The 12,657-nt window shown below is 33.3% G+C and carries 12 protein-coding genes and 1 pseudogene; 11 read left to right on the top strand and 2 right to left on the bottom strand.

Annotated elements, in window-relative coordinates; genetic code table 11:
• Positions 1 to 95 precede the first annotated feature (95 nt).
• Positions 96 to 941: a DUF5700 domain-containing putative Zn-dependent protease gene (locus AC2CGR_RS09490; RefSeq protein WP_087964437.1), complete on the top strand. Its 846-nt coding sequence runs from the start codon at positions 96 to 98 to the stop codon at positions 939 to 941.
• A gap of 27 nt (positions 942 to 968) precedes the next feature.
• On the top strand, positions 969 to 1,637 hold the full coding sequence (locus tag AC2CGR_RS09485) for a YjgB family protein (protein WP_087964436.1): 669 nt from the start codon (positions 969 to 971) through the stop codon (positions 1,635 to 1,637).
• 79 nt (positions 1,638 to 1,716) lie between these two features.
• On the opposite strand, the gene AC2CGR_RS09480 is transcribed toward AC2CGR_RS09485, so the two are convergent.
• Complete coding sequence (locus AC2CGR_RS09480) at positions 1,717 to 2,943, bottom strand: MDR family MFS transporter (protein ID WP_087964435.1); 1,227 nt, start codon at positions 2,941 to 2,943, stop codon at positions 1,717 to 1,719.
• Between the two features lie 101 nt (positions 2,944 to 3,044).
• On the opposite strand from AC2CGR_RS09480, the gene AC2CGR_RS09475 reads away from it, so the two are divergent.
• The 5 genes from AC2CGR_RS09475 (at position 3,045) to AC2CGR_RS09455 (ending at position 8,572) form a co-directional block, all read left to right on the top strand.
• On the top strand, positions 3,045 to 4,781 hold the full coding sequence (locus AC2CGR_RS09475; protein WP_484480770.1) for an ABC transporter substrate-binding protein: 1,737 nt from the start codon (positions 3,045 to 3,047) through the stop codon (positions 4,779 to 4,781).
• A 158-nt stretch (positions 4,782 to 4,939) separates the two neighbouring features.
• Positions 4,940 to 5,563, top strand: coding sequence for a YhbD family protein (locus tag AC2CGR_RS09470; RefSeq protein ID WP_087964433.1), 624 nt, complete (start codon positions 4,940 to 4,942; stop codon positions 5,561 to 5,563).
• Positions 5,564 to 5,576: 13 nt separating this feature from the next.
• Complete coding sequence (locus AC2CGR_RS09465; protein WP_087964432.1) at positions 5,577 to 6,287, top strand: bactofilin family protein; 711 nt, start codon at positions 5,577 to 5,579, stop codon at positions 6,285 to 6,287.
• 18 nt (positions 6,288 to 6,305) lie between these two features.
• A complete protein-coding gene (locus AC2CGR_RS09460; RefSeq protein WP_270185060.1) occupies positions 6,306 to 7,013 on the top strand; it encodes a cytoplasmic protein in 708 nt (235 codons plus the stop codon).
• Between the two features lie 23 nt (positions 7,014 to 7,036).
• Positions 7,037 to 8,572: an MDR family MFS transporter gene (locus AC2CGR_RS09455; RefSeq protein ID WP_071728895.1), complete on the top strand. Its 1,536-nt coding sequence runs from the start codon at positions 7,037 to 7,039 to the stop codon at positions 8,570 to 8,572.
• 54 nt (positions 8,573 to 8,626) lie between these two features.
• Here AC2CGR_RS09455 and AC2CGR_RS09450 read toward each other — a convergent pair whose 3' ends face one another.
• Positions 8,627 to 8,947 (bottom strand): hypothetical protein, encoded by a 321-nt coding sequence (locus AC2CGR_RS09450; RefSeq protein WP_001062732.1) that lies wholly within the window; start codon positions 8,945 to 8,947, stop codon positions 8,627 to 8,629.
• A gap of 237 nt (positions 8,948 to 9,184) precedes the next feature.
• On the opposite strand from AC2CGR_RS09450, the gene AC2CGR_RS09445 reads away from it, so the two are divergent.
• The 4 genes and pseudogenes from AC2CGR_RS09445 to AC2CGR_RS09430 form a co-directional block, all read left to right on the top strand.
• Positions 9,185 to 9,964, top strand: coding sequence for a BC_2878 family exosporium-associated protein (locus AC2CGR_RS09445; RefSeq protein ID WP_000501713.1), 780 nt, complete (start codon positions 9,185 to 9,187; stop codon positions 9,962 to 9,964).
• Between the two features lie 248 nt (positions 9,965 to 10,212).
• Positions 10,213 to 10,983 (top strand): GNAT family N-acetyltransferase, encoded by a 771-nt coding sequence (locus tag AC2CGR_RS09440; RefSeq protein ID WP_131102404.1) that lies wholly within the window; start codon positions 10,213 to 10,215, stop codon positions 10,981 to 10,983.
• 548 nt (positions 10,984 to 11,531) lie between these two features.
• Complete coding sequence (locus AC2CGR_RS09435; RefSeq protein ID WP_001295002.1) at positions 11,532 to 12,227, top strand: CsxC family protein; 696 nt, start codon at positions 11,532 to 11,534, stop codon at positions 12,225 to 12,227.
• Positions 12,228 to 12,352: 125 nt separating this feature from the next.
• Positions 12,353 to 12,657, top strand: a pseudogene (locus AC2CGR_RS09430) (BC_2427 family protein); the annotation flags it as partial.

Genomic DNA, 12,657 nt, shown 5'->3' with positions numbered 1-12,657 from the left:
CAAAGAAGATTTATCCTCCTTTGTTGCTTTTTCTACGTTTAAGGAAGGATTGCAGTGTAAATAGAGAGAAGGGATATATTAAGGAGATGGGAAAAATGATAAATAATACAATTCCAAGTTTTTTAAAATTATGGGAAGGTACCGACGTAGAATTAACAGTCCTTAATCAATACTTCACTTCACATCCAGAGATATTTGAAGAATATTTTAAGTATCATTGTCCTAAAACGAAAGAACGTCTCTCTAATGCCATTAACCTATATCCCACAAAAATAGAAGATATTCGTATCATTGCAGAATTATTACCAAACATTATTCAAGAGATAACGAATGAATATGATAACAAATTTAACTTTGATGTAAATATGAAATTTCATTTATTTGTTGGAGCTTTTGGCTCTAATGCATTTGTAGAAAGGGAGATTATTGGAGATATATTTTTTGCGGCAGAAAAATTATCTCCAGATTCAAATCATCTTCGCGTTATTGTCGCTCACGAAATAGGACATATATATCATAATGTTATGTTACAAAATGATGGAATGGATTGGAGAAAAGCTGAATGGACCGACGCGGCAGTTACTTTGTATCGTGAAGGTATTGCAACTTATTTATCAAAGAAAATTGTGAAAGGTTTAAATGAATCAGTATATTACTCCTATGATAATGATGGTGAACGTTGGTTACAATGCTATATAGAAAATGAAGAACATATAAAGAAATGTTTTTTGGCAGATTATATAGAAGGATGGACGTTCGAAAAAGAGAAAGAATGGTTCCGTTTATCAGGAGGAAACTATTTCGGATATAACCGACTCGGTTACTTTTTAGGAACAGCTTTTGTAACATATATTGTACAAGCTTTTGGAGAGAGTGAGGCACTGACTTTTTGGAGCAATCAAAATTTGAAAAGTAGTGTAATGGATTGGTTATCGAAATGAACAGGATTTGATAGGGGGCTGAAATGTATGAGAGTGTATGTAAAGATAGGTATGTTATTTCTCGCTTTTACATGCATTTTTGCATTAGTAGCATGTAAAGGAACGGACGAAAAAAAGGAAACAGATCCAACAACGGAAAATAGTAAAAATGAACAGAATAATACTTCTGAAGAAAAGAAAGAGCCTGATGAAAAATCAAATAATGAAGGATCAACAAAACCAAAGCCAGATCCAAGCACGAAAGATACAGTAATCAATCAAAAATCAATTAATCACGTTAAAGAATTGTTTGAACTATCGAAAGAAGGAAAAGTACCTAACGTTCCGTTTGCAGCGCATACAGGAGATATTGAAGAAATAGAAAAAGCGTGGGGGAAAGCAGATAAAACGGAACAAGCAGGAAATGGAATGTATGCTACCTTTACAAATAAAAATGTTTCCTTCGGTTTTAATAAAGGATCACAAGTTTTTGATGTACGCTCCTATCATGCAGAACTAAAATCAATTACATTACAAGAAATAGAAAAAGCATTAGGAAAACCAACTTCAGTTAAAGGAAATGGTGAAGATAAAATATATGTATATAAAGTAAACAATCAGTTTGAGTTAAAATTCATTATTCCAAAATCGACTGGTAAGGTAAATCATATTTCGGTATTTTCAACTGAGGATAGTATTAATAAAATGGCAGGGTAATAAAGAAAGGATGTCACAAAGGTCATCGAGACTTTTGTGACATCCTTCTTTTTACTGTTAAAAGGGTGAGGAATGCAGCTTATAAAACATGGGGAGTATGCTCTGAAATGTCTTTTTTCATTTTATTACGTTCGATATTTTGAATAAACAGTGCTTGAATAATGCCTCCAGCTATTAAGAAACAAGCGCAAATATAAAATAACATGCTACCGTTTAGTTTACTTAATAAAACCGCACCGATAACAGGACCGCAAGTTCGAGATACATCCCAGTGTAAGCCGTAAATTGAAAAATACAATCCACGTTTATCTGTAGGAGCGATTTCTGAAACGAATCGAAGTAAATGGTTGAAAGCAATGCTTTCGCCAATGACTAAAAAAAGTAAAGTGAAAAATAGTGATGAAATGGTTGCTGAAAGCCCGTAGCCAATTGCAGCTATTGTAAAGCAGGTGTAAGAAATAAGTATAATTTTTGTCATGGAAAATCGTTCAGACCATTTTACGAGGAAAATTTGTAGAATGATTTCCATAATAGCCTTGCATGTTGACATAAAAGCAAGTATGAATATGAAATCCGGAAATATATGTTTGGCGAAAATGCGATAATTTGTCTCAGTTTGTGCATAGAAAAAGCTAATAGGAAGTGTAGTAATCATAAGTCCTAAAACGGCGTAATGTTTGCGTACAAATTGTTTTGGAGATGATAATTCAAGTTTTTGCTTTGGCGTTGTAAGTACTGGAGCAGTTTCTGGAAGCTGCGTCCATACAACAAATGCATATACCATAAGTGTAATGCTTTGCATAATAAATAAATATTCAGGGTGAGTACGATAAAAGATAGCACCAATTATTGGACCGATTACGGAACCAATGGCAGCCATCGTATGCAAAAGAGCAAAAATTTCTGCTTGCTGTTTTTGTTTTGTTAAATCAGCAATTTGTGCACGTTGAGCGGGAATATATAAGGAACGGCCCACCCCATTTATGACGTATAACAATGCAAATATAAAAACAGTTTGAGCAAAGATGAAGCTTCCAATTGCAACGCCTTGCAGTAATAAACCGAGTAACATGATTTTCTTTCGCCCATATTTATCAGTCACTCCTCCGGCAATAAGTGTGAATACAATGTCTGAGAGAGGTTGTAGTCCAAAAATGAGCATAGTTATTATTATATTACCGTTTAACATTTTATTAACGTAAATAATCATAATGAGAGCTAACATAGATTCAGTCGTTCGGGTTAATAGTTCGCCGCACAGTCTAATAATAATGGGTTTATTATAACGTAGTAAGAGATTGGTCAATATTAATTCCTCCTTTCTATATTGAAATGATAAGATGAAAGGAGAAAGAGAAAAAGGGTAGAAATAAAAGGGGGTATTTTTCACCTTTTAGGGGGAGTATGATGTTTATTTTAGATCAATATATTGAACTATGGTGTGTCTACGGTAAAGGAAGACGAGAAGGAGAACGATTAGAAGTAACCGTACAAATGATAGCAGAAACATTATTTTGTACAGAGCGTAATAGTAAATTAATTATAAAAAAATTAGAAGAGTTACATTGGATCACTTGGTTTCCAGGTCGCGGGAGAGGGAATCGTTCTAAATTAATATTTCAAAAGCAACCAATTCCACTAATTTTAGAAAGAGGAAAAGAATTAACGAAAAAAGGAGATGTGAAAAGTGGAATCTCATTTATAGAACGCTACAGCTCACAGTTTCCATCAATAAAGAAAGAGTATGAAGTTTGGGTAGATTCCATATTTGGTCATCAAATAGAACGGACACCTGAAGGAAGAAAAGACGTACTTCGTTTGCAAGTACAAATGAACCTGGACATCGCTTTAGATCCGGTTTACGCTACGATGCGCTCAGAATGTCATATGGTTAAACATCTTTTTGATACACTCGTATATGTAAATGAGGAAACAAATTCTATAGAACCAAGGCTTGCTTTTCAATGGGAATATAATGATGCTGAAAAGGTATGGACTTTTTATTTACGAAAAGGCGTTCGTCTTCATAATGGAAAACGCCTTACTGCACATCATGTTATACATTCATTGAATCGATTTATGAAAGCTGAAAACAACCCACATGCATGGATGTTACAACATGTTGAAAGTTTCCGTGCAGTGGATGAATTTGTTGTTGAAATTCAATTGCATACGGAAAATAGGATGTTTTTACATATGCTAAGTGCAGAACAATGTTCTATCGTAAAGGAAGATGAAGCGGGAAACTTCATAGGTACAGGACCTTTTATATTACAAGAGAAGAATACACATTTATTTGCATTAGAAGTACATGATTTATATTATCGTGAAAGACCTTTTCTTGATCGAATTGAACTATTGAATGTAGAGCAAAATGTAAATACATATGACGTATTAGTAAAGGCACAGTATAAAGATAAAGAAAATCTTAATAAAGAACTTTCACGGCTTGAATCGAATGTGACATATGTAACGTGTAATCTTGTAAAAAAAGGGCCAATGCAAGATGAGCTGTTTCGAAAAGCGCTATACAAAATTATTCATGGTGATAAAATCGTTCAAGAACTCGGCGGAGAACGTGGAGAAGTGGCAAAGAAACTAATATTAGCAAATGAAAGTATAGTAGATATTGACGAAGATATCGAAAGTTTAATTAAAAGGAGTACGTATCATAGTGAAGTGCTACAACTATACACATTTACAGGACGAGATCACGTTGAAGATGCACAATGGATACAAAAAGAGTGTGCGAAGTACGGGATTCGTGTAGAAACTAATTTTCTTGAAATAGAAGATCTTTTAGAAATTAGTACGATACAAAAGGCTGATATGATGCATGATAGCGCAACAATTAGCGAACGAATAGAAGATAGTTTGTTATATATGTTTCTTACAAAAAACAGTTTTATTCATGGGCAAAGCAGCGTGGATTTTCATAAATTATTGTCCCCTTATTTTAAACAAGAACAAGTAGAGAAAAGAGTTACACTGTTACGCGATATTGAGGAGACATTGTTACGTCAAATTCAAGTTATTCCTTTATACCGTAACAAACAACAAGTAACTTCTCATGAAAAAGTACAAAATATAATGATTAATTCACAAGGGTGGATTGATTTTTATAAAATATGGTTTAAACCTTGATATATAAAGGTTCTTATGCATTTTCATGAGATGTGTAAGGGCCTTTTTTATATGTAAAATAGGTTTGTTTTACACATTGTTACGCTACTTGTGATAAAAGTCCATTTACAACGTAACAGTGTTATGTTACATTGTTATCAGGAAGGAGTGTTATACAGTTGAGTACAGATTTAATTTCAAAAAAAGATTTATTAGAACTTACTGGTATTTCATACGGACAATTATATAGGTGGAAAAGAAAAAATTTAATACCGGAAGATTGGTTTGTACGAAAGTCTACATTCACGGGTCAGGAGACATTTTTTCCGAAAGAAAAGATTTTAGAGCGAATTGATAAAATCCAAACGATGAAAGAGGATCTATCACTTGATGAACTAGCAAATATGTTTTCACCGAGTGTGAGAGAAATTCTTTTAACAAGGGAAGACGTTTTACGTAAAGGGATTGCATCAGAACCAGTTTTACAATTTTTTATAGAACAAACGAATAAAACAACAGAGTTTCAATTTGTAGATATTCTTTATGTGTACATGTTAGAAGAATTACTACAATCGGGAGAGATTAGTTTAGAAGAAGGAAAAATGATCTTGCAAGTTTTAAGTGAAAATTATGAAGCGATTAAACATAAAACATGTGACTTAATCATTGTCCGAAAGTTAGGGATTTCTACATGTTTCTTAGTTTCAAACGTGGACGACTTAATTTTTGAAAAAGGCACCAAAATCGTTTTACGCGAAGCGATTATGAAATATACCGAAGCATTAAAAACTAAATTGTTGTAGTGGAGGAGAAAGTATGCGTACAGATAATTTGATTATAAATGGTTACGGTTCATCGAATGGCGGCGAGTTTCATAAAGTGCAATTAAACGGAAAAGGAACTGTGAATGGAAATGTTGAATGTGAGCAATTTGAATGTAACGGTTACGGAGCAGTTACTGGCGATTTGAAAAGTAACAGTGCACGAATTAGCGGATCTGGTAAAGTCGATGGCACAGTTCATGCTGAAACGATGCGAATTGATGGAAAAGCTACAATTACGCAAAATGTAAAGGCAAACAGCTTGAAAATTGCAGGAAAAGGTACGATAGGTGGAAATGTCACAGGTGAAGAATTTAAAGTTAATGGTCAAGCAACAATTGACGGTAATTGTGAAGTGGATACTTTTTCTTCAGAAGGACAATTTACAATTGGCGGATTATTAAGCGCCGATGAAATAAATATTAATATTCACGGTACATGTCGAGCGAAAGAAATTGGCGGTCAAACGATTAAAGTAAAACATAGACTAAGTACTTTTAGTAGACTGTTTAAATCAGTATTTGGTATGCAGTTAGAGGCTGAACTATTAGAAGGTGACAATATCGATATTGATTATGCTCACATAAGAACGGTAAGAGGAAACAATGTTACAGTGGGACCGAACTGTGAGATTGAACTCATTGAATATACGGGCGTTCTTACTGTTGATAAAAGCGCAAATGTAAAAGAAATTAAGCAGGTTTAATGGGAGGGAGAAAGTAATATGGAAAATCCACATAGTCTTACTGTCAATGGTTCTGGCAGTTCAGCAGGCGGGGATTATAATAAAGTGAAGATACGCGGCGAAGGAACGATTTCTAATGATATGAGTTGTAATGAATTTAAAACATACGGCACGAGTGATGTACGCGGTAATATGAAAGTGAAAAATTATGTTGTGTATGGCGATAGTGAAGTACAAGGAAATGTAGATGCAGAATATGTAAAAGTATACGGTAATACACAAATGCATGGTGATGCACATATTGAAAAAACAAAAGTTAGAGGTATGATAGATATTGCAGGGAAGTTTTCAGGTGATTTCGTCGATGTAAAAGGTGCTTTAAATGTGAAAGGAGATATTGAAGTAGAGGAATTATCACTAACGGGTGGTCTTGAAAGTGATGGATTACTTAATTCTGAAAATATTCAAATCTCACTTCGTTATGAAGGGAGTAAGGTAAGAGAAATTGGTGGTAAAAAAATTACGATTCGTAAAAAAGCGAGATTTCTTCCTTTTATTAGTCATGTTGGAAACCTCCAAACTTCAATTGTTGAAGGAGATGATATTTATTTAGAACATACGATTGCTGACGTAGTGAGAGGAAACAACGTTACAATTGGCCCTGGCTGTGAAATTAGTGTTGTAGAATATCATACTAGTTTTAATCAAAAGGGTAATACAGTCGTAAAAGAACATAAACAAATATAAGTAGTATGAGGGAGAGCAAGGTTATGGTTGAGAAGAATAATAAGCTCGGCTTTATTGTGGCGGGCTTATTGCTAGGTATTTTAATGGCATCAATGGATAATACCATTGTCGTAACAGCGATGGGAACGATCGTTGGTGACTTAGGAGGTCTTGAAAACTTTGTATGGGTCGTTTCTGCCTATATGGTCGCAGAAATGGCAGGTATGCCGATTTTCGGTAAACTATCAGATATGTATGGAAGAAAGAGATTCTTTATTTTTGGTTTAATCGTCTTTATGATTGGTTCGGCACTTTGTGGTACTGCTGAAAACATTACACAGTTAGGTATTTATCGTGCGATTCAAGGTATTGGCGGCGGGGCATTAGTACCGATTGCATTTACTATTGTTTTTGATATTTTCCCTCCTGAAAAGCGCGGGAAAATGGGTGGATTATTCGGAGCAGTATTTGGATTATCAAGTATTTTCGGGCCATTACTTGGCGCATATATTACAGATTATATTAGTTGGCACTGGGTATTTTACATTAACTTACCTCTTGGCATTTTAGCACTTATTTTTATTACATTCTTTTATAAAGAATCACGAGTTCATAGAAAACAAAAAATTGATTGGTTCGGCGCAATTACTTTAGTTGGTGCAGTAGTTTCTTTAATGTTTGCACTTGAACTTGGCGGACAAAAATATGATTGGGATTCTAGCTTTATTTTAATTTTATTTGGTGGATTCGCTATTTTAATTATTGCATTTATTTTTATTGAACGAAAAGTAGAAGAGCCAATCATATCATTTGAGATGTTTAAGCAGCGCTTATTCGGAATGAGTACCATTATTGCTTTATGTTATGGTGCTGCGTTTATGTCAGCAACTGTATACATTCCGTTATTCATTCAAGGTGTATACGGAGGTACCGCAACAAACTCAGGGTTATTACTATTACCGATGATGTTAGGATCAGTTGTAACAGCGCAATTAGGTGGGTTTTTAACAACGAAGCTTAGTTACCGAAACATTATGATTATTTCTGCTGTTATTATGCTAATTGGACTATTCTTATTAAGCACATTAACGCCAGAAACAAGTCGTGTATTATTAACAGTGTATATGATTATTATTGGATTTGGAGTTGGTTTCTCATTCTCTGTACTAAGTATGGCGGCTATCCACAACTTTGGTATGGAACAGCGAGGGTCTGCGACTTCAACGAGTAACTTCATTCGTTCATTAGGCATGACGCTTGGTATTACAATCTTCGGAATGATCCAAAGAACAGGTTTCCAAGATCAATTAGAAGAAGCATTTAAAGGTATGAACGGGGGAATGAATACAAACACTTTAGGAGATTCAAGAGCTATTTTATCAGAATCGGCAAGATCTCAAATTCCACCGCAAATATTAGATAAAATTATTGATGCTCTTTCTAGCTCAATTGTCCAAACATTTATGTGGGCATTGGTACCAGCTGGTTTAGCATTCATATTTATTTTCTTTATGGGAAATGAGCGCATGGTAATTAAAAAACAACAAAAGAATAAAAAGAGCGAAACATCAAAAGCGTAATGAAAAAGCTCCCTTCCAATTGGAAAGGAGCTTTTTCGTATGTACGGATTTAGATTAGCCTTCGATGATTTCGTATTCTTCGTCTGCTAATAATAAAATTTGTGTTTTCTTACCTTTGTTTTGAACTTCGATTACATCGTAAGCACCTAAGTCTCTTATTTTGCTTTGAGAAGCGTTAACCATAACTTCAATAGAATCAATTAAGATATCTTCTTCAATGTATGATTCAGGCAATGCCATATCTTCAGTATCTAATACACATGCGTATAGATTTTGTAAGTTTTCAGCAGTTGGATTTTGTTCTTCAACATCAATGATGTTTTTTACTGCTTCCATATTTTCTTCTTTTGCTTGGTATACTTTAATTTTAGCCATTGTTTTAATCTCCTTTATAACGTAATCGTAGAGGCTACACTTCATTATAACGTTTTTTTCATGAAAGATGAAATTGTTATATGTATTTATAGGGAAATTTATGTGTTAGTACTCATTTTTAATGCGATAAGTAGGCAAATATATTCCTACGTTAAAGTTATATTGTCCAAGCTTTTCTCATATCCCGCTCATATTATGTGTATGAGATAAAACATATAGAGAAGGGATGGAGTGTAAGTGGGTTGTGAGCCGAAACGAAATGATCGATGTTGCCAAAATAGTATTTGTGAATTTTTGCGAAGTCTAGAGCCTTTTACAAAAGTTGAGAGTATTGTAATTGCCGGAAATGAAATTGTTGTATCTTATTTTCTTTCATTTAATAAGAAGAATGGTGTCGTATCCTTCGTACAAGAGGACGATGAGGTTATTTTTGTAGATTGCTCTAAGATTGATGCAATTCGAATAGGAAAAGTTTGTAGTTGTAAAACGAAAGTCAAATTTATTGAAGAGGATTTCAGTCTACTTGGAAACGTTTGTCCGCAATGTTTAACAGAGGGAAGCACACTCTTTTTTGACTTTCACAATTCAGAATTGAATTTATCACTTCAAGCAAAAACAATTGATGCGCCTAGTTGTACTGAGTTTATAGATGAGATGGGAAATGTAGTAAAACAAATTACTATAATAGGTGAAGCAATTGTTTCTAAAGATTTTGTTCAAGTGCCTGAATTATTAAGTTTCCGACTAGTATTATCTGATACGGCTACGAATCCTTTAAAGTTTGGAATACTGTTCATTAATTTCCCTGATCTTACGTTTATTATTCTTTTCGCATCGAGTGGATACCTCAACATTTCGAATTGTTTGAGGATAGAGAGTGGAACTGGTAATGCTGAAATAGAAGAGATGAAAAAGATAATATCGAATGACGATAATACGTACACATCAGTTGTTAAAGTGACTAAAGTATATAAAAACGGAGGAACAGAATCATTTGTTTATAAGAATGAGTTATAACATATATTTTTAAATGAACCCTTAAACTAATGTTAAGGGTTTTACATAATAAAAGATTATAGATTGCGAATTATTATTAAGTATATTATCTGTAAACCTATACACTAGAAAGTCATTTACTTTTTGATTAAATGTTATAATAATTTTATATTTATGAATAATTTATAATTATATGGAATGTAGTAGACGTTTGCTTATATGTAGAAAAGAGTAGAAGTACATTAATTCTAAAGAAAGCAGGAATGTAAATGATATATGAAGCGAATATACATACAAGAGAAAAATTAGTTACTATGTTCGAAGATTTCAATAACGTTGTTTTACTTTCTTATTTACAAGGACATATGGGTACCGCTTGGGTAAATGATCTTGAAAATCCAACAGTAGCGCAAATTACGGTAGGGATCTTTACATTTTACGCTGGGGATTCAAAGGTGAAAGAAACAGAAGAATTGCTTCGAAACATTCCTGATAGAATGTTAGTCATCGTAAATAGTGTAGAATGGAAAAAGCTTTTAGAAACATTTTACAAAAGAAAAATAGATAAGTTTTTACGCTATAAATTTAAACGTAATGCAGAAGTTTTTGATCGTTCAAAATTACAATCTCTTATATCAGCGCTTCCAAAAGGATACGAGTTAAGAAGAATAGATGAACATATTGTAAATAACCCTACATTACATAAAGTCTCTAAAGATTTTACAAGTCAATTTCAATCAGTAGAAGATTATATAAACCGAGGTATAGGGTATTGTATTTTGTATAAAGGAGAAGTTGTATGCGGTGCATCATCATATAGCATTTATGATGATGGCATTGAAATTGAAGTTGCGACTGATCACAATTATAGAAGAAAAGGATTGGCGACTATAGTTAGTGCAGCACTAATCTTGGACTGTTTAGAAAAAGGGATATATCCAAACTGGGATGCAGCGAATACTACATCTGCAAAACTAGCTGAAAAACTAGGATATGTTTTTGATAAGGCGTATGATACTTATTTTGTGGATAATAGATGAATGGGCAGAGAGTGTAAGATGTGTACAAAGTAAAGAGTTTAAAGGGAAAGACAGATGACTAGAATGTTTTGATAGAGTTTTTAAAAACTCTATCAAAACATTAGAAAATAAAATGATTAGTTCAATAATAAGAATATTTTATAATATATTGAGTGCAAAAACTGGCTTTTTTAGTCCGTTTTTATTTTTTATAAAAAGATAAATTAGTCGTGATCTTCTATTTTGTGGATATTAAAAAGTCGGTAAATGGTTCTTATTGAATATTATCCTTTGTTAGATGGAATAAAAGACTCTTGAAAAATTAATTTTGGAACACCTATTAGCTCTAACAGAAAAAAGTCGAGAAATTCTATTTTATATAGGTAGATATCAGTATAGGCTCCTTTTATTAATTTATGTGTTTTTAACTATCAAGGGGAAATGAATCTCTTATTTCGCAAATGATAAAAGTGACTATGATACAAACCCACGCATTAATAGAAAAAGTACATATACAGTATAGAGAGTTGAAAAACTCTAATTTTTTTTTATAAAGGAGATTATATATTATGAGTGAACAATGTCCAATTAATGTACCATGTCAGGTAGTAGGACAAACCCAAACACCATTAAGTGATGAGGCAGCAGCACCAATTCTTACACCAGGAGCACCGATTGTAAAAATTCCGGTGGTATTAGCCGAAAGAACAATTCAAATTGTTGTAGAATCAGATGTTCCATTAGCACCTGCAGCATCCGAAATTAAACGTGTGTTAAAAAACGTATTTTTAACACAGTGTAAGTTAGTTCCAGTAGCATTCACTCCAGTACCAGGTACAAATTACCGCCGAGTTACAAGAGCAAAGTTATTTGTACAAGGATATATTCGTAAAAACATTGAATATGCAGGTAGTGGATGTAATTCAGTACTATTTGATCGCATCGCAAATGTTCCATTTTCTGGTTTTGCAGATTTGACAGAAACTGATTTTCTATCACTAGCAATAGTAGCTTCTTCCTCAGATACTACATCTCACTTTATTAATCCTAAAAATGGTGACTTACCACGTTTAGACAAATACTTCTTTGAAAATACTGTTTTTTATAACGAACAACCATATTGCGAATTAGTTAGCGCTCAATTTTTTGAATTAGACTTCTCTCCTTGTCCAACAGAATTAAACGAATCATTTGAGACTCTTCGTGAGAAAATTGTACTGGATCTTACTGTGAAAGTTTTACAAGTGCAACAAGTACAAGTGTAAAACTAAAAAAGCATTGTCTTTGATAAAAAGACAATGTTTTTTTTAGTTTTATAAAACATATATAATAATGAAATGGTCGCGTACAAAAATATATTTTTATGAGTTTCATTAGTGGGGGGATGGTGATGAAAAATCCATGGGTTGGTAAGAAAATATGGAACAAAGTTTACAAAGGGGAAATACTGATTGCTCTAGAGAAATCTCATGAAATAAGAGAAAATAAGAAAAGTAAACAAACAGAGTCAGAGAAAAAAGAGAAAGCAATACAAGTAGAGAAAGAAGGTAAAGGACCAGAACGTACGGTGAAGGCAATACAAGCAGAGAAAGAAAGTAAAGAACCAAAGTCAAAAAAAGAAGAAAAAGCAATACAAGCAGAGAAAGAAAATAAAGAACCAAAGTCAAAAAAAGAAGAAAAAGCAATACAAGCAGA

It is taken from the genome of Bacillus sp. LSHTCR4 (genome assembly GCF_057197025.1).
Note: the sequence above shows the minus strand (reverse complement) of the source record. Positions and strands in the feature narration are given on the sequence as shown.